This window comes from Actinoplanes sp. NPDC048796 (assembly GCF_040650035.1).
GTDB lineage: Bacteria > Actinomycetota > Actinomycetes > Mycobacteriales > Micromonosporaceae > Actinoplanes.
Genome location: NZ_JBEZGO010000002.1, coordinates 1,075,009 through 1,097,504, shown reverse-complemented (window position 1 = coordinate 1,097,504; position 22,496 = coordinate 1,075,009). Strand labels below are relative to the sequence as shown.

The 22,496-nt window shown below is 70.5% G+C and carries 21 protein-coding genes; 14 read left to right on the top strand and 7 right to left on the bottom strand.

The features are described 5' to 3' along the window. Position 1: 1 nt before the first annotated feature. Positions 2-1,840, bottom strand: coding sequence for an MFS transporter (locus tag AB0C26_RS13560; RefSeq protein WP_360246429.1), 1,839 nt, complete (start codon positions 1,838-1,840; stop codon positions 2-4). Between the two features lie 104 nt (positions 1,841-1,944). On the opposite strand from AB0C26_RS13560, the gene AB0C26_RS13555 reads away from it, so the two are divergent. After that, complete coding sequence (locus AB0C26_RS13555) at positions 1,945-2,766, top strand: DUF3027 domain-containing protein (RefSeq protein ID WP_360246427.1); 822 nt, start codon at positions 1,945-1,947, stop codon at positions 2,764-2,766. On the opposite strand, the gene AB0C26_RS13550 is transcribed toward AB0C26_RS13555, so the two are convergent. Next, entirely contained in the window at positions 2,763-3,011 is a 249-nt protein-coding gene (locus AB0C26_RS13550; protein ID WP_360246425.1) for a DUF2530 domain-containing protein, read from the bottom strand. The genes AB0C26_RS13555 and AB0C26_RS13550 overlap by 4 nt on opposite strands. A gap of 130 nt (positions 3,012-3,141) precedes the next feature. On the opposite strand from AB0C26_RS13550, the gene AB0C26_RS13545 reads away from it, so the two are divergent. The 4 genes from AB0C26_RS13545 to AB0C26_RS13530 all read left to right on the top strand — a co-directional run bounded on the left by AB0C26_RS13545 (position 3,142) and on the right by AB0C26_RS13530 (position 6,967). Beyond that, positions 3,142-4,539 (top strand): NCS2 family permease, encoded by a 1,398-nt coding sequence (locus AB0C26_RS13545; protein WP_360246423.1) that lies wholly within the window; start codon positions 3,142-3,144, stop codon positions 4,537-4,539. A 61-nt stretch (positions 4,540-4,600) separates the two neighbouring features. Next, complete coding sequence (locus tag AB0C26_RS13540) at positions 4,601-5,065, top strand: MarR family transcriptional regulator (protein WP_360246556.1); 465 nt, start codon at positions 4,601-4,603, stop codon at positions 5,063-5,065. 70 nt (positions 5,066-5,135) lie between these two features. After that, the gene (locus AB0C26_RS13535; RefSeq protein ID WP_360246422.1) at positions 5,136-6,446 is read left to right on the top strand and encodes an MFS transporter; all 1,311 of its coding nucleotides are present in this window, start codon (positions 5,136-5,138) and stop codon (positions 6,444-6,446) included. Positions 6,447-6,517: 71 nt separating this feature from the next. Beyond that, positions 6,518-6,967 carry a hypothetical protein gene (locus AB0C26_RS13530; protein ID WP_360246420.1) on the top strand — a complete coding sequence of 150 codons (450 nt, stop codon included), beginning with the start codon at positions 6,518-6,520 and terminating at the stop codon, positions 6,965-6,967. On the opposite strand, the gene thpR is transcribed toward AB0C26_RS13530, so the two are convergent. The 4 genes from thpR to AB0C26_RS13510 all read right to left on the bottom strand — a co-directional run bounded on the left by thpR (position 6,964) and on the right by AB0C26_RS13510 (position 11,821). Continuing rightward, the gene (gene thpR / locus AB0C26_RS13525) at positions 6,964-7,446 is read right to left on the bottom strand and encodes an RNA 2',3'-cyclic phosphodiesterase (RefSeq protein ID WP_360246554.1); all 483 of its coding nucleotides are present in this window, start codon (positions 7,444-7,446) and stop codon (positions 6,964-6,966) included. The two genes, AB0C26_RS13530 and thpR, sit on opposite strands and share 4 nt — an antisense overlap. Next, complete coding sequence (sepH, locus tag AB0C26_RS13520; protein WP_360246419.1) at positions 7,443-8,534, bottom strand: septation protein SepH; 1,092 nt, start codon at positions 8,532-8,534, stop codon at positions 7,443-7,445. Before sepH ends, thpR begins: the two co-directional genes overlap by 4 nt. A gap of 1,056 nt (positions 8,535-9,590) precedes the next feature. Further along, positions 9,591-10,718: a phosphoserine transaminase gene (gene serC, locus AB0C26_RS13515; RefSeq protein ID WP_360246417.1), complete on the bottom strand. Its 1,128-nt coding sequence runs from the start codon at positions 10,716-10,718 to the stop codon at positions 9,591-9,593. Then, positions 10,718-11,821, bottom strand: a complete 1,104-nt coding sequence (locus AB0C26_RS13510; protein WP_360246415.1) for a citrate synthase 2 — start codon at positions 11,819-11,821, stop codon at positions 10,718-10,720. Before AB0C26_RS13510 ends, serC begins: the two co-directional genes overlap by 1 nt. 141 nt (positions 11,822-11,962) lie before the next feature. On the opposite strand from AB0C26_RS13510, the gene pdxH reads away from it, so the two are divergent. From pdxH to AB0C26_RS13475, 7 genes are read left to right on the top strand one after another with little or no spacing between them, the layout of a single operon-like run. After that, a complete protein-coding gene (pdxH, locus tag AB0C26_RS13505) occupies positions 11,963-12,589 on the top strand; it encodes a pyridoxamine 5'-phosphate oxidase (protein ID WP_360246552.1) in 627 nt (208 codons plus the stop codon). Beyond that, positions 12,586-13,905 carry an MFS transporter gene (locus AB0C26_RS13500; protein ID WP_360246413.1) on the top strand — a complete coding sequence of 440 codons (1,320 nt, stop codon included), beginning with the start codon at positions 12,586-12,588 and terminating at the stop codon, positions 13,903-13,905. Before pdxH ends, AB0C26_RS13500 begins: the two co-directional genes overlap by 4 nt. 10 nt (positions 13,906-13,915) lie before the next feature. Then, positions 13,916-14,836 (top strand): aldose 1-epimerase family protein, encoded by a 921-nt coding sequence (locus AB0C26_RS13495; RefSeq protein WP_360246411.1) that lies wholly within the window; start codon positions 13,916-13,918, stop codon positions 14,834-14,836. Continuing rightward, on the top strand, positions 14,836-15,462 hold the full coding sequence (locus AB0C26_RS13490; RefSeq protein WP_360246409.1) for a nitroreductase family protein: 627 nt from the start codon (positions 14,836-14,838) through the stop codon (positions 15,460-15,462). Before AB0C26_RS13495 ends, AB0C26_RS13490 begins: the two co-directional genes overlap by 1 nt. Before the next feature lie 47 nt (positions 15,463-15,509). Next, positions 15,510-15,806, top strand: coding sequence for a type II toxin-antitoxin system VapB family antitoxin (locus AB0C26_RS13485; protein ID WP_089296050.1), 297 nt, complete (start codon positions 15,510-15,512; stop codon positions 15,804-15,806). 24 nt (positions 15,807-15,830) lie between these two features. Then, the gene (locus tag AB0C26_RS13480) at positions 15,831-16,994 is read left to right on the top strand and encodes an acyl-CoA dehydrogenase family protein (RefSeq protein ID WP_360246550.1); all 1,164 of its coding nucleotides are present in this window, start codon (positions 15,831-15,833) and stop codon (positions 16,992-16,994) included. Between the two features lie 42 nt (positions 16,995-17,036). After that, on the top strand, positions 17,037-17,789 hold the full coding sequence (locus AB0C26_RS13475) for a DUF4230 domain-containing protein (RefSeq protein ID WP_360246407.1): 753 nt from the start codon (positions 17,037-17,039) through the stop codon (positions 17,787-17,789). 140 nt (positions 17,790-17,929) lie between these two features. On the opposite strand, the gene AB0C26_RS13470 is transcribed toward AB0C26_RS13475, so the two are convergent. Continuing rightward, positions 17,930-18,112 (bottom strand): PspC domain-containing protein, encoded by a 183-nt coding sequence (locus AB0C26_RS13470; RefSeq protein WP_360246405.1) that lies wholly within the window; start codon positions 18,110-18,112, stop codon positions 17,930-17,932. A gap of 269 nt (positions 18,113-18,381) precedes the next feature. On the opposite strand from AB0C26_RS13470, the gene AB0C26_RS13465 reads away from it, so the two are divergent. Continuing rightward, entirely contained in the window at positions 18,382-20,274 is a 1,893-nt protein-coding gene (locus AB0C26_RS13465; protein WP_360246403.1) for a DUF5941 domain-containing protein, read from the top strand. Next, positions 20,271-22,439: a bifunctional glycosyltransferase family 2 protein/CDP-glycerol:glycerophosphate glycerophosphotransferase gene (locus AB0C26_RS13460; RefSeq protein ID WP_360246401.1), complete on the top strand. Its 2,169-nt coding sequence runs from the start codon at positions 20,271-20,273 to the stop codon at positions 22,437-22,439. Before AB0C26_RS13465 ends, AB0C26_RS13460 begins: the two co-directional genes overlap by 4 nt. Positions 22,440-22,496 lie beyond the last annotated feature (57 nt).

Here is a 22,496-nt window from a genome sequence, read left to right as displayed (position 1 = left end):
CTCAGCGGTCGTCGAAGTCGTCGGGTGCGGCCGAGCCGTTGGTGGGGTGGTCGGCCGAGGACGGGCGGTAGACGTGGAAGCCCGGCGGGGCGGCCGCGGGCTGCGGCGCCGGCGGCTGGGAGCTGGGTGCGGGCGGCGGGGACGGAGGCGTTGCGGGCTTGTCCTTGCCGCGGCCGAACCAGCGCTTCCTGCCGGCGTCCGGATCGATCTTGGTAAGAGGATCGATCTTGGTGAGGGGGTCGACGCGGGTGGGCGGGTCGGCCTGGTGGCCTCGCGGGGCCGCCGGAGAGTTCGGCCGGGTGTGCTCGGGGATGGTGGGAGCGTCCGGCCACGGGTCGGTGGGCTCGGAGGAGCGCCCGGAGCCGGCACCGGCTGAGCTCCGGGCCGCGGGGCCGGCGGTGGCCGACCGCGGTGCACCCGGGCCGGTGGTGGCTGCGCCGGGGCCCGCGGACGCGGCGACGGGATCCAGGTCGGGGTCGCCGGCTCGGCCGCTCAGGCGTTCGTTGTGGAGGCGGGCCGCCACGAAGCCGGCCCGGGCGGCCGCGGCGACCGCCAGGAGGGCGGCGAGGGCGACGCCGACGCGGCCGGGCAGGGGGATCAGGCCGATGCCGCCGCCCAGGACCCAGGCGATCATCAGGACCGTCTCGGAGTGGGAGAAGGCGCTCGCGCGCAGGCGTTCCGGGACGCGCTCCTGGATGGTCGCGTCGACGGCCAGCTTGGCTATGCCGCTGAAGATGGCCACGGTCAGGGCCAGCAGGGTGACCGTGGCCAGGCTGTAGAAGACCGTGGCCAGGACGCCGGCGCCGGCGGTGACCATCAGGCCGGCCGACTGGAGGGCCAGCGGCCGGCGGATGCGCAGGCGGGTGCCGACGGCCGTGGACAGGAACGTGCCGACGGCCAGAGCGCCGCCGATCACGCCGACCGCGCCCTTGTTGCCGATGTCGTTGCCCAGGACGGTCGTGTCCAGGTCGTTGGCCATGATCACGAAGGCCAGGAAGAGCAGGGTGAAGCCGTACAGCAGGCGCAGGCTGGCGCTGCCGATCAGGGTGGAGATCACCAGTCGGCCGGCGAGCGGGCGGTCTTCGCCGCGGCCCAGTCGCAGCATCGCCCGCCAGGGACGCGGGACGGCCTCGGGTGGCTCGGAGTCGGCGCGGGGTGGCAGGCGCAGGGAGATGACCATGCCGACGATGAACAGGATGGCGGCCACGCGCAGCGGCCACTGTGGGCCGATCTTGAAGGCGAGCAGGCCGAGCGGGGCCACCACGGCCCCGGCGAACGTGCCGTAGACGCTGGCCCGGGCGCCCACCTGTGACAGTCCGACGCCCTCGGGCAGGAGCCTGGGTACGGCGGCCGAGCGGGCCACGCCGTACGCCCGGGAAAGCGCGAGCACCCCGAAGGCCGCCGGATAGAGGCCCCAGCCGAAGAGGTGATCGGAGATCACGTAGGCCAGGAAGGCGCGGCCCAGCATGGTGACCGCGAGCGCGTAGCGGCGACCGTGCCGGAAGTGGTCGAGCAGCGGGCCGACCACGGGCGCCAGTAGGGCGAACGGAACCATCGTGATCAGCAGGTAAAGGGCGACCTTGCTGCGCGCCTCGCCGAGCGGGACGTTGAAGAAGATCGTGCCGGCCAGGCCGATCGCGATCAGGGTGTCGCCGGCGCAGGAGATCGCGTGCAGGTCGAAGAGGCGGATCATGCCGACCTCGTTGGCCGCGCCCTTGGCCCGCGCCGTGCCGACCCGGCGGGTCGCCCACGCCCCGCCGCGCACGGAGCCGCGCACCAGCAGGCGGGCGGCCTTGATGCCGGAGCCGACGGTGCGCCCGAGGGAGGGAAGCACAGGCATGGGTTCCATCCTGACTGATCGAGGCCAGTGCTGTCCCGTTCCGGGTGCGCGGAATCCGGGGGAGTCGTTGCGGATCAGCCGCCCCGGTAGGGGACAATGGATAGGTGACGACTCGGACCACCACACGCGCCGCCCGACTCGACCAAGTTTGCGCCGATGCGGTCGGTGTCGCGCGCGGGGCAATCACCGAGGTGGATCCCGAGGATGTCGGGGACCACCTGGAAGCGATCGCCGAGGGCGACCGCGTGGTGACCCATTTCTTCGAGAGCCACCTGGCGGGCTACCGCGGCTGGCGCTGGGCCGTCACGGTGACCCGCGTGCCGCGCAGCCGGCATGTCACGGTCTGCGAGACCGTGCTGCTGCCCGGCCCCGACGCGCTGCTCGCCCCGGGCTGGGTGCCCTGGAACGAGCGGGTGCAGCCGGGTGACCTCGGTGTCGGCGATCTCATGCCGACCGCGCCCGACGACGAGCGGCTCGCCCAGGGTTACGTGCTCAGCGACGACCCCGCGGTCGAGGAGGTCAGCTGGGAGCTCGGCCTCGGCCGGTCCCGGGTGATGTCCCGCGAGGGGCGGATCGAGACGGCCCAGCGGTGGTATGACGGTGAGTCCGGCCCGGAGGCGCCGATCTCGGTCGCCGCGCCGCGCAACGCCCGCTGCGGCACCTGCGGCTTCTACCTGCCGCTGGCCGGGTCGCTGCGGTCCATGTTCGGCGTCTGCGGCAACCTCTACGCGCCCGACGACGGCCGCGCGGTGAGCTCCGACCACGGCTGCGGCGCCCACTCCGAGGCCCTGCTGGGCACGGCGGAGCAGCCGGTCGAGGAACTGCCCACGGTGTACGACGACAGCGAGGTCGAGTCGGTGGCGGTGAGCCGCGGTCACGGCTCGGTCGAGGACACCGAGCCCGCCGAGGAGCTCGGCCACAGCTAGGAAATGACGCGGAACTCGGCGTTGGTGATCGACCGGCGCCGCTTGCGGTGCCGGTCGTGCACGATCATCGTGATCAGGCCCGGGATGCCGACCAGGAACCCCGCGACGCAGATCTCCAGCCACCTGTCCGGGCCGTCGGCCAGCCACACGATCAGGGCGGCGATGGCGAAACCGGCCAGGCCGGCGAGCGCGAAGGGGACCATGGGTGGGTCCAGTGGCTCGACCGGGGGCTTGCGTTCAGTCACCTCGCCAGGATAGGTGCGCGGAGATCACCGGTGGGGTCTTGTGACCGGGCCGACATCGTTTCGTTTTTGCGCAGGTCATTGTTGCTGAGAGCATGACCCCCGACGTCTTCGATGATCGGGAAGGTTGCGCATGCTGACCGCGTTCGACCGCTTCTTCGAGATCTCGGCCCGGGGTTCGACGCTGGGGCGCGAGATCCGCGGTGGCCTGGCCACCTTCTTCACGATGGCCTACATCGTGGTCCTGAACCCGCTGATTCTCGGCGGCGGTGTCGACGGCGACAACAAGACGCTGCCGATCGCGGCCCTGGCCGCCGGAACGGCCCTGGTCGCCGGCGTCATGACGATCCTGATGGGTGTGGTCGCCCGGTTCCCGCTGGCGCTGGCCGCCGGCCTCGGCGTCAACGCGCTCGTGGCGTACGAGATCGCCCCGGAGATGACCTGGGCCGACGCCATGGGCCTGGTCGTCATCGAGGGCGTGCTGATCGCCATCCTGGTGCTCACCGGCCTGCGCACGCTGGTCTTCCGGGCCGTGCCGACGCAGCTCAAAACCGCGATCGGCGTCGGCATCGGCCTGTTCCTGATGATCGTCGGCCTGGTCGACGCGGGCTTCGTGCGCCGGGTGCCGGACGCGGCGAACTCGACGGTGCCGGTGGAGCTCGGCATCGGCGGCAAGCCGGCCGGCTGGCCCACCTTCGTCTTCGTCATCGGTCTGCTCTTCACGCTGATCCTCTTCGTGCGCAAGGTGCGCGGGGCGATCCTGATCGGCATCCTCGGCAGCACCGTGCTGGCGATCGTCGTCGAGGCGATCGCCCACCCGAAGACGTGGTCGCTGAACGTGCCGAAGCTGCCGGAGAAGATCGTCAGCTCGCCCGACTTCTCGCTGATCGGCCACTTCAACGTTCTCGACTCCTGGTCGCGGGCCGGCTGGCTGGTCGTCATCATGTTCATCTTCAGCCTGCTGATCACCGACTTCTTCGACACGATGGGCACCATGGTCGCGGTCGGCCAGGAGGGTGACCTGCTCGACGAGGACGGCAACCCGCCCCGGACGCGAGAGATCCTGCTCGTCGACTCGGTCGCGGCGGCCGCCGGTGGCGCGGCCAGCGTGTCCAGCAACACCTCGTACATCGAAAGCGCGGCCGGCGTCGGCGAGGGCGCCCGCACCGGCGCCGCCAACCTGGTCACCGGCGTGCTGTTCCTGCTGGCGATGTTCCTGTCGCCGCTGGTCTCGGTGGTGCCGTTCGAGGCGGCGTCGACCGCGCTGGTGGTGGTCGGCTTCCTGATGATCCTGTCGATCCGGCAGATCGACTGGACCGACTACACGATCGCGATCCCGGCCTTCCTGACGATCACGTTCATGCCGTTCACCTACTCGATCTCCAACGGCATCGGGGCGGGCGTCATCTCGTACGCCGTCCTCAAGATCGCCACGGGCCGGGCCCGCGAGATCCACCCGATCCTGTACGGCGTCGCGGCCCTGTTCGTCCTGTACTTCTTGAGGGGCCCGCTGGAGAGCTGGATCCTGTAACGGCGGTTACACGCGAAATCAATGTCGTTAGCCAAGCTCATTAGCTAAGCTAAGAATCGTGATGGAGTGGCCGGTGGCGGCTGAGCGCGGTCAAGAAGCCGAGCAGGGCACAGCTGAGGAGCTGGCCAGGACGCTGCGTGAGGCGATTCAGCGGCTGAACCGGCGCGTCCGGCAAGCCCGCCCGATCGGCGATCTGACGTTCAGTCAGCTGTCCGCGCTGACCAGCCTTCAGTTGGCCGGCGCGCTGACTCCTCGTGAGCTCGCCGATGTCGAGCGGGTCCAGCCGCCGACGATGACCAAGATCGTCGGCAAGCTGGAGGAGCGCGGGCTCGTCGTGCGCTCGCCGCATCCGACCGACGGCCGCCAGGTCATCCTGGCGGCCACGGAGGAGGGCCGGGCGGTGTACGCCCAGTTCGAGAAGGCTCGCAACGAATGGCTGGCCAACCAGCTGGCCGAGCTGACCCCCGGCGAACGGGAGATCCTGGCCCAGGCCACCGAGGTCCTGCAGAAGGTCTCGCGGGCCTGACGGTCCTCCTTCGGCGCGGCGCTTCGTCACGTGACGATGACGCGTACGACCGAACAGGAGGCACCACCCAGTGCGGTCAGTGCTCAACACCACCTTCAGCTCGCTGAAGGTTCGCAACTACCGGCTGTTCACGGCCGGCCAGCTGGTCAAGCTCGTCGGCGTGTGGATGATGTTCACCGCCCAGGACTGGCTCGTGCTGGACCTGTCGAACAATTCGCCGGGCGCGCTCGGGGCCGTGACCGCCCTGCAATTCCTGCCCGTCCTGCTGCTGACACTGTGGGGCGGCAAACTCGCCGACCGCTACGACAAGCGCAAGCTGCTGGTCGCGGCCAACGCCGTCTTCGCGGCCACCGCCATCGTCTTCGCGATCCTGGTCGCCTCCGGGCACGTCGTGCTCTGGCACGTGTTCCTGTTCGCCGGGCTCTTCGGCATCGCGAACTCCATCGAGACGCCGGTACGGCAGTCGTTCGTCTCCGAGCTGGTCGAGATGCCGCTGCTGCCGAACGCGCTGGCGCTCTCGGCGGCCACCTTCAACACGGCCCGGGTCGGCGGCCCGGCGCTGGCCGGCGTGGCCCTGGCGGTCTTCGACACCGGGCCGGTCTTCCTCATCGCGACCGCGCTGTCCATCGCGCCGGTGTTCAGCTACACCGCGATGCGCCCGCAGGAGCTGCTGCGATCCGCCCCGTCCGGCAAGAAGGACACCCGCATCCTGGACGGCTTGAAGTACGCGTACCGCAGGCCCGATCTCATGGTCCCGATCTGCCTGATGGCCGTCATCGGCATGATCGGCTTCAACTTCCCGGTGACCCTCGCGGCCCTCGCGAAAATCAATTTCCACGCCGGAGCGTCCTCCTTCGGGCTGCTCACCACGGCCCTCGCGGCCGGCGCGCTCTGCGGCGCCCTGGCCGGCAGCGCCCGCCGCAAGCGGCCCAGCGTCTACCTGGTCATCGGCGCGGCGCTGATCTTCAGCGTGCTCGAGTTCGCGGTCGGCTTCACACCCAACTTCGTGGTCGCCATGATCGTGCTCTTCCCGACCGGCTTCTTCTCGATCTTCCTGGCCCAGGCGGCCAACCACCGGGTCCAGATGGGCGTCGACCCCAAGTTCCGGGGCCGGGTCATGGCGCTCTACGTGCTGGTCTTCCTGGGTACGACGCCGATCGGCGCCTCCCTGGCCGGCTGGTGGGGCGAGAAGTACGGGGTGGCGTCGAGCATCTGGGTGGCCGGCATCGTCTGCTTCGTGGCCTCGGCGTTCGCCCTGGTGTGGCAGCTGCGCAGCAGCGGGGAACGGCTCGAGATGACGCTGCGGCCCCGGCCGCGCCTCACCCTGGTGCCGCCGTCCACCGCCGACGGCGCGGAGCCGGCGCTCGCCCGGGCCGCCTGACGGGTATTTGGCAGGCCAAGTCCGCCGAACGGGTATTCCAGTTCGGGGGGCCGCCGATTTAGCGTCTTCTGGTGGCCCTCGTGCACATTGCTGTGCTCACGGCGGCCCTCGTCGTTCTGATCTCCGTCCCGTACGCGGTGGCGACAGCGATCCGGCACGACGAGGCCCGCCGGCGGCGAGACGCGGCCCGGCACTCCCCGGAGAGCCGTGAGCTGCACCGTCTCGACCGGCATCTTCAGCGCAACGACCCCGTCGCGGCGCTGGCCCGGCGTGGCCCGGCGCCGATCGAACAGCTCGCCTTCGACCTGCGCCGGCTCCATCGCGAACAGCGGGGAGGCCTATCCCTGGGCTCCCGGAAATGGACGGCGGCGGTGCTGTCGGCGTACGACGAAAGGCTCTGCATGGCCTGCGAATGCCTGGGCGTGCCGGAAAACCTGCGCCCCCTGGCCGGCATGGACCGTGAGCTGGAGCGGGTCCGCGTCGAGTGCGAGCTCGAGGCGGCCGGCTTGGAGCTCCGTTAGAGCGGCCAGGAGCCGATCTTGACGTACTGGCCGTTGTGGCTCAGGACCAGCGAGAAGTCGGTCACCGGCCACGGCTCGCCCACGTAGTTGCCCAGGGCTTTCCGCAGGGCGCTGTCGGCATGGTACGAGACGGTCAGATGCGGATGGAACGCCCGGTCCTGGAGGGCGTACCCGGCCGTGGCCAAATCTTCCCGGATCCGTGTGTGCAACGTGGTCAGCTTGTCCCGGTCGCCGTCGACACCCAGCCACTCGGCGGCGCCGAACCGGCCGCTGCCGGCTAGGCGCAGCGTGAACGGGCCGGGAGAACGCACGGCGGCCAGAACCGCGGCGACCGGCTCCGGGGAGGGGACGTCACCCAGGAAGGCCAGGGTGACATGCCATTTCGCGGTCGGGGAGACCCGCCCGCCGGCCGGCAGCGCGCGCTGAAGGGCGTGCAGCTCGCCGGGCGGAGGGAAAACCGCTACGAAAAGACGGTTCAGGACGACTCACGGGCCGCGGGGCCGCCGCCGAAGAGCACATCGTCCCAGCTGGGGAGGCGCTTACGCGGCTTGGCCTCGTCGGTCTCGGAGGAGGTCTGCTGACCACCGCTCTGCTGGCCGACCGTGCGCCGCGGGCGCAGAACCGCCAGCGACGGAACGGCCGGCACCTCCTTGGGCAGGTCGGAGTCCTCGTCGAAGGCCGAGCCGGAACCCCCACCGAGCAGGGCGGCGGCACCACCGGCGACCGGCCGGCGCTGCTCGGACGGCCCACTGTCGAGGCTGCGGCCGGGCGTCTGGCCCAGCGGACGGTCGAGCGAGGCGAGCAGGGCGTCACGGCCGGCCCGGATCGGGTCACGGGCGGGGCGCTGGCTGGGCGTCTCGGCCGCGGGCAGGCCGTGACCGCCGCGGGTGGGCTCGGCCGACCGCGACGGACCGGGCAGGCCGTGACCGCCGCGCTCGGTGAAAGCCCGCTCGGGCGCGGGCTCCTGGCCGAGAATCTGGGTGGGGCGCTCGGCGCACAGGTACTGCGCCATGTCGTCGTGGGGCGAGACAACCTGGCGGCCCTTGTCGAGGTCCCAGATGGCCTGCGCCGTGGCCTTGCCGGACGGCCAGGTGGCGACGATGCGCCACGTGCCGTCCTCACGCCGGAACGCGTCCCAGGAGATCTTCTCGGTGTCGATGCCGTGCTGGGCCAGGCGGCTATCGACCACCTCGGCCAGCGGGGCACCGGAATCCGACGTCTTCAACCGGGTACGGCGCGCGTGCTGCGCCAGCATGGCGCGCTCCTGGAGCACCGGACCGGCATACCGCAGAACACGGTCGACCGGAACGCCGGCGATACGCGCGACATCCTCGGCGGACTCGCCCTGCCGGATGCGGGCCTGAATGTCACGAGGCGAGAGCGAGGCCTGCTGCGCCTCGGGCGTCATGACGGCCACGGCCGTGCCCGCGGGGGCGGCGTGGCCCTCGTGGGTGAGCGCACCGTGGACCCGGTCGTCGATGGGAAGAGCCAGGAGCCGGCCGACCTCGTCGGCGAGCACCATGGCCTGACCGTCCTCGGAGAGGGCGACGAAGCGTACCGGCCGCATGCGTTGCCTCCGTCCCGTCGCGTTGGCCCGTGCTCCCGAGACTCAGCCACCCGGGCGCGTTTCGGAACACGGTACGCTCCCCGGTCACCCGATGGGGGTAAGCCACGCCGGGCAACTTCGCTGAGCTGCAATGATCATGAAAAACCCGCAGAGGTACGCGTCGCCGAGTGACCAAAAGCACTGGCACTCCACCGTGCCCCACAGCGCGGCGCGCTGCAACTCAAGGCCGCGGCGCGGCTCTCGCGTTGTTGCATGGCCAACCCGGGCCACGGCCCGGCAGCTCGCGGCGTCCCTCGCCGGCGGCACTTACTTCCAGCACTGTCCCGGCTTGCGGTACTTCCTCGTGCGGCGTCCCTTGCTGGTAGCGCTCTCGGCTGCGGTACTGCCCCTCGCGCGTCTCTCGCTCTCGGCGCCTCTGGCTCTCGGCGCCTCTGGCTCTCGGCGCCTCTGGCTCTCGGCGCCTCTGGCTCTCGGCGCCTCTCGTTCGCAGCGCTTGCTTCCGGCGCCGAACCCGCTCGTGTCGTCTCGTCCGCAGCGCTTGCTTCCAGCACCGCCGGCCTTGCGGCACTTCCGTTCGCGGGTCTCTCGTTTCGGGCCGGCCCTGGTTCGCGGCGCCTGCCTTCGGCATCGCCCGGCTGCGGCACTTCCGCTGGCGGCGCCCGTCGTTTCGTGCCGGCTCTGGCTCTGGCTCCGGCTCACTTCCAGCACCGCCCGGTTCGCGGCACGTCCGCTCGCGCCATCCCTCGCTTTGCGACGTCACTGGTTCGCAGCGCTTGCCTTTAGCGTCTCCGCTCGCGGGGCTTGCGCTTGCGGGGCTTGCGCTTGCGGGGCTTGCGCTTGCGCTTGCGGGGCTTGCGCTTGCGGGGCTTGCGCTTGCGGGGCCGATGTTCGCGGTTCGGCTGTCGGTTCGTTAGCGCGTCTTCGAGGGATGCGTGCGGTTATCCACACTCGTGCTTTGTCCACAGGGTGGGGACACGATCTTGGTGGGATCCGCGAAAGTGGCTCTCGTGGTGGGGGTCCCCCTTGGGAGGGCGGGCTGTGTGGGGTGGGGGCGGGTCAGAGGCGCTCGACGACGTAGTCGATTGAGGTGGTCAGGGCGGTTACGTCGGAAGGCTCGACGGTGGGGTAGAGGGCCACCCGCAGCTGGTTGCGGCCCAGCTTGCGGTAGGGCTCGGTGTCGACGATGCCGTTGGCGCGCAGGATCTTGGCCAGGTGGGCGGCGTCGATGTCCTCGGTGAAGTCGATCGTGGCTACGGCCGCTGAGCGCAGCGCCGGGTCGGTCACGAACGGTGTGGCGTACGTGGACTTGTCGGCCCAGCCGTAGATGGCGGCCGCGCTCTCCGCGCTGCGCTTGACCGCCCAGGCCAGGCCGCCCTGTGCGTTCATCCAGTCGAGCTGTTCGGCGGCCAGGTAGACCGTGGCCAGGGCCGGCGTGTTGTACGTCTGCTCGAGGCGGGACTGTTCGATGGCGGTCACCAGGTCGAGGAACTGCGGGATGTAGCGGCCCGTCGCCTTGATCTCGAAGGCTCGTTCGAGGGCGGCCGGTGACATCAGGGCCATCCACAGGCCGCCGTCGGAGCCGAGGGCTTTCTGGGGGGCCAGGTAGTAGACGTCGGTTTCGCGCAGGTCGACGTCGAGGCTGCCGCCGCCCGAGGTGGCGTCGGTGAGGTGCAGGGCGCCCTCGTCGGCGCCGGGGACGCGGCGGACGGGTACGGCCACGCCGGTCGAGGTCTCGTTCTGGACTGAGGCGTACGTGTCGACGCCCGATTCGGCTGTCAGGTAGGCCGCCTGGCCGCCGGGGGCCTTGTGGATCGTCGGGGTGCTCAGGAAGGGGGCGTCGCTGACGGCCTTCGCGAACTTCGCGCCGAACTCGCCGAATTCGGCGAACTGGGCCCGGTCGCGGATCAGGCCGAACGTCGCGACCTCCCAGAACGCGCTGGTGCCGCCGTTGGCGATGATCACCTCGTACCCGTCGGGGATCGAGAAGAACTCGGCGAGGCCGCGCCGCAGGCGGGCCACCTGGTCCTTGACGGTCTTCTGCCGGTGGGACGTGCCGAGGAACGTGCGGGACACCGCGGACAGCGACTCGACGCCCTCGGGGCGCACCTTGCTCGGCCCGGAGCCGAAGCGCCCGTCGACCGGCTTGATCTCGTCAGGAATCCGGATGTCAGTCACGCAGAGCATTATGCGCGGAGCTTGTCCCAGCCTTCGACCTGCTGCGGCTTGCGGACCTGCGGTCCCACATAGTGAGCGTGCGGGCTCACGACGCGGCCGAGGCGTTTCTGTTCGAGGATGTGCGCGCTCCAGCCGGCGACCCGGGCGCAGGTGAACATGGAGCTGAACATGTGGCCGGGTACCTCGGCGAAGTCGAGGATCACGGCCGACCAGAATTCGACGTTCGTCGGCAGGGGCCGGTCCGGCTTGCGGGCCTGCAACTCGGCCAGGGCGGCCTGTTCGAGCGCGATGGCCACCTCGTAGCGTGGCGCGCCCAGCTCGCGGGCCGTGCGTTTGAGGACGCGGGCCCGGGGGTCCTCGGCGCGGTAGACCCGGTGGCCGAAGCCCATCAGGCGCTCGCCACGATCGAGGACACCTTTCACGTACGCCTCGGCGTCGCCGGTCCGTTCGACCTCCTCGAGCATGTGCAGCACGCGGGCCGGTGCGCCGCCGTCGAGGGGGCCGGAGAGCGCGCCGATGCCGGACGAGATGCAGGCGGCCACGTCGGCGCCGGTCGAGGCGACCACCCGGGTGGTGAAGGTGGAGGAGCTCAGGCCGTGTTCGGCGGCGGAGATGAAGTACGCGTCGACCGCCTTGACGTGCTTGGGGTCGGGTTCGCCGCGCCAGCGCCGCATGAAGCGCTCGACGATCGTGCCGGCCTTGTCGATGTCTTTCTGCGGTACGGCGGGCAGGCCGAGCCCGCGCGCGGCCTGCGCGACGAACGACAGCGCGGTCACCGACACCCGGGCCAGGTCGCGGCGGGCCTGATCGTCGTCGATGTCGAGCAGCTGGCTCAGGCCCCAGTACGGCGCCAGCATGGCCACCGCGGACTGCACGTCGACGCGGATGTCGCCCGAGTGCACCGGCACCGGGAACGGCTCGGCGGGCGGCAGGCCGGGCCCGAACCGGCCGTCGACCAGCAGCCCCCAGACGTCACCGAAGGAGACCTGGCCGATCAGGTCCTCGATGTCGACGCCGCGGTACCGCAGCGCGCTACCGTCCCGATCCGGCTCGGCGATCTCGGTCTCGAAGGCCACGACTCTCCCTGGGGGCGAATGCTGTAGGTGTTTCATCTTGCTCGCTGGGTAACGGCAGGTCGACACCGCATGATGCGCTCGGTATGTGCTCTGTGCGACACCCATCCTCACCGACCTGACGTGGCGGGCGAGGGGACTTACGGTCGTTGCGTGACCGTCGAACCTACGCCCGCGAGCATGCGGCGGGACTACACCGCTCGCGAGGCGTTGCTCGAGTCCGGCATGGCCGCCGATTGGACCACACAGTTCGGCGCCTGGTTCATCGAGGCGTCCAGCTTCGGCCTGCCCGAGCCCAACGCCATGATCGTGGCCTCGGCCACCCCGGCGGGTCACCCGTCGGCGCGTACGGTCCTCCTCAAGGAGTACGACACGCGCGGTTTCGTGTTCTTCACCAACTACGAGTCGCGCAAGGGCGCCGAGCTGGCCGCCAACCCGTACGCGAGCCTGGTCTTCCCGTGGTTTCCCATGCAGCGGCAGGTGATCGTGGTCGGTGCGGTGGAGCGGGTGAGCCGGGCCGAGACGGAGGAGTACTTTTCGTCGCGGCCCCGCGGATCGCAGCTGGGTGCCTGGGCGAGCGCGCAGTCCACGGTCGTGCCCGATCGGGAGTCGGTCGACGCCAGTCTCGCCGCGGTCACCGAGCGCTTCGAGGACGGCGAGGTGCCGGCGCCCCCGCATTGGGGCGGGTTCCGGGTGTCGCCGGAGACGGTCGAGTTCTGGCAGGGGCGGAGCAGCCGCATGCATGACCGGCTGCGCTACCGCCGTACCGAAGAAGGTCTGTGGGTTTTGGAAAGGTTGGCACCTTGAGCCAGGACGCTGTCGAAGCGGCCGCGGAGGCCGTCGAGGAGCGCGAACGGAAGTCCTGGTTCATCGATCTCAGGCCGCTCCGCGTCGTCGCGTATCGGCGGATGTGGATCGGAAACGGGGTCTCGTTCTTCGGTTTCCAGTTCACCTCGGTCGCGGTGCCGATCGAGATGTACGCCGTCACGCATTCGTCGGCCTGGGTGGGCCTGCTCGGCCTGGCCGGCCTGGTGCCGTTGCTGATCTTCGGGTTGTGGGGTGGCGCCGCGGCCGACGTGGTCGACCGGCGCAAGCTGCTGCTGGCCAGCTCGACGCTTGCCTGGATCTCCACGCTGGGCCTGCTGGCGCAGGCGCTGCTGCACGTGAACAGCGGTTATCTGCTGCTGGCGCTGGTCGCGTTGCAGTCGGCCGGCTTCGCGATCAGCTCGCCGGCCCGGCAGGCGATCATCCCGCGGATCGTGCCGGGCGGGCTGGTGCCGGCGGCCAACACGCTGGCCTACACGACCACCACCGCCGGCGGCGTCCTCGGCCCGCTCGCGGCCGGCGTGATCTTCGCGGCGGCCTCCACCGACAGCGGCATCATCGCGGCCTACCTGGTCGACGCGGTGCTGTTCACGGTGTCGTTCTGGGCGACCTGGCGGCTGCCGTCGATCCCGCCGGTCGAGCACGACCTGACCGAGGAGCGGCCCAGCGCCGGCCTGCGCGGCGTCCTGGTCGGCCTGCGGTTCCTCATCACCCAGCCGGTGCTGCTGCTGTCGTTCGCGGTCGACATCATCGCCATGGTCTTCGCCATGCCGCGGGCGTTGTTCCCCGAGGTGGCGGCCGACCGGTTCGGCGGTGACCAGGCGGTGGGCTGGCTGTTCAGCGCGATCGCGATCGGCTCGGTCGTGGCCGGGCTGTTCTCCGGATGGATCGGGCGGGTCAAACGGCAGGGTGTCGCCCTGGTCGCCGCCGTGGTCGCCTGGGGCCTCGCGATCGGCTTCGCCGGGCTCGCGCACAGCCTGTGGCTGATCCTGCTGCTGCTCGCCGTGGGCGGCGCGGCCGACCTGGTCAGCGCGGTCTACCGGCAGTCGATCCTGCAGGTCTACGCCCCCGACCGGCTCCGCGGCCGGCTGCAGGGCGTGTTCACCGTCGTGGTGGCCGGCGGCCCGCGCCTGGGCGACCTGCGCGCGGGGGCCACCGCCGACCTCACGTCGACCACCGCGTCGTGGGCCGGCGGCGGCTTCGTGGCGGCCGGTCTGTCGGTCGTATTGGCCCTGGTCTTCCCCGCTCTGATTCGTTACAAGCCGCCGGCCGGCACCGAGGAAAGCGCGAACAGATAATGTCCAAGCCATGACAAGCGTCGTAGCCGCGAAATCCGGCACTCAGTGGTCCATCGAGGCCGACGGGCACAGCGCCGTCGTGGTGGAGGTCGGCGGCACGCTGCGCGGCTTCTCCGCCAACGGCGTGAAGGTGCTGGACGGCTTCGAGACCGGCGAGCTCTCCCCGGCCTCGGCCGGTCAGATCCTGGCCCCGTGGCCCAACCGGATCCGGGACGGCAAGTACACCTTCGAGGAGCAGTCCTACCAGCTCCCGCTGACCGAGCCGGCCCGGCACAACGCCATCCACGGCCTGGTCAACTGGGCCCGCTGGACCGAGGTTTCCCGTACGGCGTCGTCGGTGACCCTGCAGTTCGAGCTGCCGGCCCAGATCGGCTACCCGTGGTGGCTGACGCTGCGCTCGACCTGGACCGTGTCGGCCGACGGGCTGCGCTGCGACCAGGAGGTCGTCAACAACAGCGACTCCAACGCGCCCTGGGGCTACTCCGTGCACCCGTACCTGGAGCTGCCCGGCGTCGCCGTCGACGACATCCTGCTGCACGTGCCGGGCAAGACCCGGATCGTGGCCGACGGCCGGCTGCTGCCGATCGGCGCCAACCCGGTCGCCGGCACGGAGTACGACTTCAACGAGCCCCGGCGCATCGGCGACCTGATCCTCGACACCACCTTCGGCGACATCGAGCACGGCGCGGACGGCATCACCGAGGTGACCATCGCCGACCCGGACTCGGACGCCAAGGTCGTGGTCTGGGCCGACGACAAGTTCAAGTACTGGCAGGTCTTCTCGGGTGACACTCTGCACGGCGAGCGGTTCCGCCGCTCGGTGGCGATCGAGCCGATGACCTGCCCGCCCGACGCGTTCCGGACCGGCCGTGACCTGATCGTGCTGGCGCCCGGCGAGCGGTGGACCGCCTCGTGGGGGATCCGGGCCTGATGGACTTCGAAGACGTCCTGCGCAAGCGGCGGATGGTGCGCAGCTACGACCCCGACCGCCCGGTCGCGCCGGAGATCGTGGACAAGATCGTCAAGCACGGTCTGCGCGCGCCCAGCGCCGGTTTCTCGCAGGGCTGGGGCTTCCTGGTCCTCACCGAGCAGAAGGACCGCGACCTGTACTGGTCGTCGACGACCGATGGCGACCTCGGCGACGCCGCGGCCGACGAGGCGTGGAAGGGCGACTGGCTGACCCGGATGCGGACCGCGCCGGTGATCATCGTCTGCTTCTCGAACAAGTCGGTCTACCTCGATCGCTACGCGCAGGCCGACAAGGGCTGGACGGACCGCAGCGAACAGCACTGGCCGGTGCCCTACTGGGACATCGACACCGGCTTCGCCGCCCTGCTCATGCACCTCAGCGCGGTCAACGAGGAGCTCGGCTCGTGCTTCTTCGGCGTGCCGGTGCCGAAGGTGCCGGCGGTCAAGGACGCGTTCGGGGTTCCGGACGAGTACACCCCGATCGGTACGCTCACGGTCGGCTATCGGGCAACCGACAAGAGGTCTCCGTCACTCAAGCGCGGGCACCGTCCGGTGGAAGATGTGGTGCATCATGGCCGATGGGCTTGATGCAGTGGGGATAGGCTGAGGTTGTTGGTGAGAAAGGGGGCTCCGGGGTGATCTTCAAGGCGGTCCGGGACGGTGCCCCCTATCCCGATCACCACACGACCCTCAAGGCGTGGGCCGAGATCCCGCCACGGCCGATCCGGCTGGCCGATCTCATCACCACCAAGCGTGAGCTGGCCCTCGACAAGCTGCTGGCCGAGGATTCGACGTTCTACGGCGACCTCTTCCCGCACGTCGTGGAGTACAAGGGCGCCCTCTACCTGGAGGACGGCCTGCACCGCGCGCTGCGGGCGGCTCTGCAGCAGCGCAACCAGATCCACGCTCGCGTGCTGGTCGTCGAGGGCTGACTTTCCGCTAGGTTGACGGTCATGGTGACTCCGCTGGATCTCCTGGACGTCGATACGTTGCTCTCCGACGAGGAGCGCGACATCCGCGCCCTCTGCCGCCGGGTGGCTGATGATCGGGTACGCCCGCACGTCGCCGACTGGTACGAGAGCGGCACTGTGCCGGTCCGCGAGCTGGCCCAGGAATTCGGCAAGCTCGGCCTGCTCGGCATGCATCTGACGGGGTACGGCTGCGCGGGCTCCTCCGCCGTGGCGTACGGCCTGGCCTGCATGGAGCTGGAGGCGGCCGATTCGGGGGTGCGCTCCCTGGTCAGCGTGCAGGGTTCGCTTGCCATGTACGCCATCTGGAAGCACGGCAGTGAACAGCAGAAGCAGCGGTGGCTGCCGGGCATGGCGGCCGGTGAGCTGATCGGCTGCTTCGGCCTCACCGAGCCCGACCACGGCTCCGACCCGGCCAACATGGCGACCCGGGCCCGCCGCGACGGCGGCGACTGGATCCTCGACGGCGGCAAGATGTGGATCACCAACGCGCCCGTGGCCGACGTGGCGGTGATCTGGGCCCGGGCCGAGGAGGGCGTGGTCGGCTTCGCCGTGCCGACCGATACGCCCGGATTCGCGGCCCGCGAGATCAAGCACAAGATGTCGCTGCGCGCGTCCAGCACGGGCGAGATAACGCTTGACGGGGTACGGGTGCCGGACAGCGCCCGCCTCCCCGAGGCGCGCGGTCTCAAGGCGCCGCTCTCGTGCCTGACCGAAGCCCGTTTCGGCATCATCTGGGGCGCGATGGGCGCGGCCCGCGACTGCCTGTCGGTGGCGCTCGACTACGCGACCACCCGCGAGCAGTTCGGCCGCCCGATCGGCGGCTTCCAGCTGACCCAGGCCAAGCTGGCCGACATGACCCTCGAGCTGCAGAAGGGCTTCCTGCTCGCGCTGCATCTGGGCCGGCTGCGCGACTCGTCGGGCGCGCTGCGGCCCGAGCAGGTCAGCGTCGGCAAGCTCAACAACGTGCGGGAGGCGATCACGATCGCCCGCACCTGCCGGACCATCCTCGGGGGCAACGGCATCAGCGGCGAATATCCGGTGATGCGCCATGCGAACAATCTGGAGAGTGTCCTCACCTACGAGGGAACTTCCGAGATCCACCAGCTGGTGATCGGCCAGAAATTGACCGGATTGAACGCTTTCGCCTGAGCGTTGACTGCAAGTGTCGTACCCGGCTCGTACCGTGAGGGTATGGCCAACTCATCGGACGTCTCGCCGGGTGTCACCGAGCCCACGCGGGAATATCCCCCCGTCCCCGAGGAGTCGACTCCGCCGGCGCCGCCGGAGCAGCCTTCTCGGCCTAGCGGGTTCGCACGCCTGCTCATCTTCACCGGGTTCGTCTTCGCGCTGCTCGTGGCGGCCTGCCTGGGGCTGCGCGCGATCAACGTGCTGCCCAGCTTCGACAACCCGTTCAGCGACCGCACCACCGACCGCAGTCAGCCGGTTCTGCTGCAGTCGATGCGCGACCTGAGCCGGTACGTGGCGGCCGACGGCACCTTCCAGGTCATCGTCGACCTCCAGGAGGACCGGGAGAACATCCCCGACTTCCTGATCAACCGGCGCACGCTCTTCGTCGGGTCCGGCACCGTCGAGCAGTATGTCGACTTCAGCAAGCTCGCCGACGAGGCGCTGGTCGTCGACAACGAGAAGAAGACGGTCACGATCACGCTGCCGGCGCCGGATCAGGGATCGGCCGCGCTCGACATGCAGAAGAGCTACGTGGTGGCCGAGCAGCGCGGGCTGCTCGACCGGATCGGTGACGCCTTCAAGAGCGACCCGGGCAAGCAGCAGAAGGTGTATGCGCTGGCCCAGCAGCGGATCACCGAGGCGGCCCAGTCGAGCGGGCTGTCCGACCGGGCCAAGCAGAACACCGAGCAGATGCTGCGCAGCCTCTTCACGAGGCTGGGTTACTCGACCGTCACGGTGGCCTTCGACAGTCCGTAGGAAAACACCGGACGCCGCCGGCCCGGGGGCGGGGTCGACGGCGTCCGGCGGTCATCGGCACGCGGAGGGGCTGGGTCCTCCGCGAGCCGGGGGTCATCTCCTCAGACGCGGCACGCGGCCGTTTCGTTGCGTCGGCCGGGTCACTCGTTGGGGAGCAGGGCCCACAGGATCAGGTAGACGATGAACTGCGGGCCGGGCAGCAGGCAGGAGATGACGAAGATCAGGCGGACCACGCCGGCGGAGAGGCCGAAGCGGCGGGCCAGGCCGGAGCAGACGCCGGCGATCCAGCGGTCGTTCCGGGGGCGGGCGAGTCGGCGAGTCACGATGACTTCCTCCTTGACTGACGGCCTCGGCGTTGTGCTGTGGCCGTACTTCGACGGTAGGGGCGCCGTGACCGTGCGCCCTCGGTCCGCAGGTGGAGATGGGCGGCCCGGCTCCCGTAAGGGTGACCCGTACCCCCGCGCCTTCCGCTGTTAACCTGGGTGCCGATTTCCGGCCCTCGGTGTGATGCCGCGGCGGTTCGACGATGTGTTACGCCCGGCTCACGCCGTGGTCGTGACGCCGTGACGAGGAGGCAAGCGGTGACGCTCCGGTGACGCTGGCTGTCCTGCACACCGGCCCCGGCAATGGCCTCGACCCGGCCGGCGCGGCCCGGCTCGCGGACGAGCTGACCGCGGCCCTGCGCGCCGCCGGCGCCACCGAGGTCGAGCGGATCGGCGCAACCGCGTACGTGGGCGCCGATGGCGCCTCCAGCATGAGCGCCGGGGTGCGGCTTCGCGAGATCGTGGGGCGGGCTCAGGCGGCCGGTGAGGCGGTGCTGGTCTGCGAGGACAATCTCGTCGCGCATCCGAGCCTGCTCTGGATGCTGGCCACCGAGCCGGCCAAGCGGACCACCGCGCTGGTGATCGCGGATCCCGCCGGAGACCTGCGGGAGGACCGGGGCAAACTGCTGCCGGCTGGTGACGGGCCGGGAACCGTGCGCTATCTCGGTGCGATCTGTGTGGCGCCGGCCGATCTGCCGGTGCTGGCCGAGGCCGCCGACTCCGGCGATCTGCTTCCGGCGCTGCTCGAGGCGGGGCTTGTTCCGGTGGCCACCCCGGTGCGGCTGCTGCGGGGCGCGCTGGTGCACGACCAGGCCGAGCTGGCCGCGGCCCGGGCCGCCGTCGACGCGGTCGACGAGGACAAGGCTCGCCTGCGGCTGGCCGTCAAGGAGAAGGACGACTTCTTCACCACGTACGCCGTGAGCACCTGGTCGCCGATCGTCACCAAGGCCGCCGCGCGACTCAGACTCACGCCGAGTGCCGTCACCGGGCTCTCCGTGCTGCTCGCCGTCGCCGCCGCGCTCGGCTTCTGGCAGGCCTCCCGGCCCGCGATGATCGCCGGCGGCGTTCTGATCTATCTGAGCTTCGTGCTCGACTGCGTCGACGGGCAGCTCGCCCGCTACACGCGTCAGTTCGGCGCCTTCGGCGGCTGGCTCGACACGATGGCCGACCGGGCCAAGGAATACGTCGCCTACGCCGGTCTCGCCGCCGGCGCCGAGCGGATCGGCCTGCCGTACGCGTGGCCGCTCGCAATCGCCGCGATCGTGCTGCAGACCGTCCGGCACATGACCGACGCCTGGTACGGCGCCCTGCACGACGAGGCCGCCGCCCATCCGAAGCCGCGGGCCGCGAGCGGGGTCGGGGCCCGGCTGACCGCCGCCTCGACCAAGGTGCAGGGCGACACGGGGTCCCTGGCGTACTGGCTGAAGCGGATCGTGGTCTTCCCGATCGGCGAGCGGTGGGCGCTGCTCGCCGTTCTGGCGATCTTCACCAACGGGCGGATCGCGCTGGCCGGCATGCTCGCCTGGGGGGTGCTCGCCCTGGCGTACACCCTGGCTCTGAGGTCTTTGCGGGCCTTCTCCATGCGCGTCGGCGTCCTCGACAAAGTGGACACGGGCCGATTCCGCGACGACGGTCTCCTCGTCCGTGAAGTGATCAGCCGGGCCGGGCTGCCCGCGCCGCTGATCTTCGCGGCGCTGGCCGCGGTCGTGGCGCTGGCCGCCGTGATCGTCTTCCTGGCCGGTGATCCGTCCAAGGTCCTGCTGGCGGTGGCCGCGCTGCTGGTCCTGGCGGCCGGGCTTCCGGCCCGGGCGCGGCACGGCGGTCCGCTCGACTGGCTGATCCCGGCCGGGCTGCGTGCCGCCGAGTACCTGATGGTGGTCGCGGCCGGCATCGCCGGCGACGTACCCACGCCGGTCACCTACCTGCTGATCTTCACGCTCACCCTGAGGCACTACGACCTGGTGGCCCGGATGGAGAAGGGCGCGCCCGCCGGTAAGGCCCGCGGCGCCCTGCTCGGCTGGGACGGTCGTGTCGTGCTTCTGACCGCCGCCGCGCTGGCCGGCCTCGGCACCGCCGGCGCCGCTGTGCTGGCCGCGCTGGTCGGCGGCTCGTTCCTGATCAACGCGATCGCCGACTGGCGGACAGGTGGCACCCGCCCGTGACACTGCTGAGCATCGTCGTACCGGTCTACAAGGTGCAGGGTTACCTTCGGCAATGCCTGGACTCCATGCTGAGCCAGTCGTTCACCGACTTCGAGATCGTCGCGGTCGACGACCGCTCGCCGGACAACAGCGGCGCCATCCTGGCCGAGTACGCGGCGCGGGACCCCCGCGTCCGGGTGGTGACCGCGCCGGAGAACCTCGGCCTGGGCCGGGCCCGCAACCTCGGCCTCGAGCACGCCACCGGTGAGTACGTCTGGTTCGTCGACTCCGACGACTGGCTGTCGATGGGCTCGCTGGCCGCGGTCGCCGCTCGGCTGCGCTCGACCGACGCCGACGTGCTGCTCGTCGGCTGGGACCGGGTCTACTGGGACGGCCGCGTGCAGACCGGCTCGGCCACCAAGAAGCTGTCGGCCGCGCCCAAGGTCTTCTCGGTCGAGGAGTGGCCCCAGGTCCTCGAGATCCTGCACGTGGCCTGGAACAAGGTCGTGCGCCGGGACTTCCTGCTGCGGCTCGGGTTCGTCTTCGAGGCCGGGTGGTACGAGGATGTGTCGTTCAGCTTCCCGGTGATGCTCGCCGCCCCACGGATCAGCGCGCTGCCCCGGACCTGCGTGCACTACCGGCAGCGGCGTACCGGGGCGATCACCCGGACCAAGGACGACCGGCATTTCGAGGTCTTCGGCCACTGGGAGCACGCGCTGGCCCTGTGCGGCGAGTACGCGTCGCCCAGCGACGAGGTGCGCGGCCTGCTCTTCCGCCGGATGATCTGGCACTTCCTGGCCGTGCTGCGGCACGATGCCCGGGTGCCGCGAGGCTCGCGGGCACGGTTCTTCGCGCGGATGAACGAGATGTACCGCAAGTACCTGCCGCCCGCCGGCTACCCGATGCCCTCCGGCGGCGAGGGGGTGCGCTACAAACTGGTCGCCCGTGGCTCGTACGGCGCCTTCAAGCTCTTCGAATCCTCGGTCAAGACGGCGCGCCGTGGTCAGCGGGTGGCCCGCGGCGCGACCGGCTATGTCGGCCGGCGGTCGCGGCAGGCGTTCGGGCGCCTCTACTACCAGCTCCAGTTGCGGTTGCCGGTGGATCAGTCGCTGGCGCTGTACGCGGCTTACTGGTTCCGCGGGGTCAGCTGCAACCCGGCCGCGATCGCCGAGAAGGCGGCCGAGCTGGCGCCGCACCTGCGGCAGGTCTGGGTGGTCGGTCACGCCCGTGAGGCCGCGCTGCCGCCCGGCACGCCGCACGTGGTGGCCGGCACCCTGCCGTACTACAAGGCGCTGGCCCGGGCCCGCTACCTGGTGAACAACGTGAACTGGCCGCACCGCATGGTGAAGCGGCGGGGGACCACGCACGTGATGACCCACCACGGCACGCCGCTCAAGATGATGGGGATGGACCAGCTCGACCATCCGGCCGCGGTGACCGACCACGACTTCGCCGGTCAGATGCGCCGCGCCGACCGCTGGGACTTCAGCGTGACCGCGAACGCGCACACCACTGTCGCGTGGGACTCGGCGTACCCGTGCGATTTCGAGACGCTCGAGGTGGGCTACCCGCGCAACGACCGGCTGGCCCGGGCCACCCCGGCCGAGGTGGCGGCGATGCGCGACCGGCTCGGCATCGCTCCCGGCAGCCGGGTCGTGCTCTACATGCCGACGCACCGGGAGTGGCTGCCCGCGGGCAGCCACGTGCTCGAGGTCGAGCGGCTCGCCGCCGAGCTCGGCTCCGACACCGTGCTGCTGGTGCGGGAGCACTACTTCCACGTGCCGGCCGAGGTGAGCGGGCAGGCGCCGTCGGACGGTGGCCGGATCATGGACGTCTCCGGTCATCCCGTGGTCGAGGATCTCTATCTGGCGGCGGACGTGCTGCTCACCGACTACTCGTCGGCGATGTTCGACTACGCCGTCCTGGACCGGCCGGTGGTCATCTACGCGCCCGACTGGCAGGTGTACCGCGAGCTGCGGGGCACCTATTTCGACCTGCTGGCCCAGCCGCCGGGCGCGGTGGCCACCGACTATCACGCTCTGGTGGAAATCCTTACTTCCCGGTCGTACGCGGACGATTCAGCCACGGCCGCACGGGCGGCCTTCCGCGCGCGCTTCTCCTATCTGGACGACGGACATGCGGCGGAACGCGTCGTTCGCCGGGTATTTCTGGATGAAAACCGGTAATCGCGTAGTTACCCTCAGCAAATGGCACGTTCACCCGATGGCGTTACATCGATACTC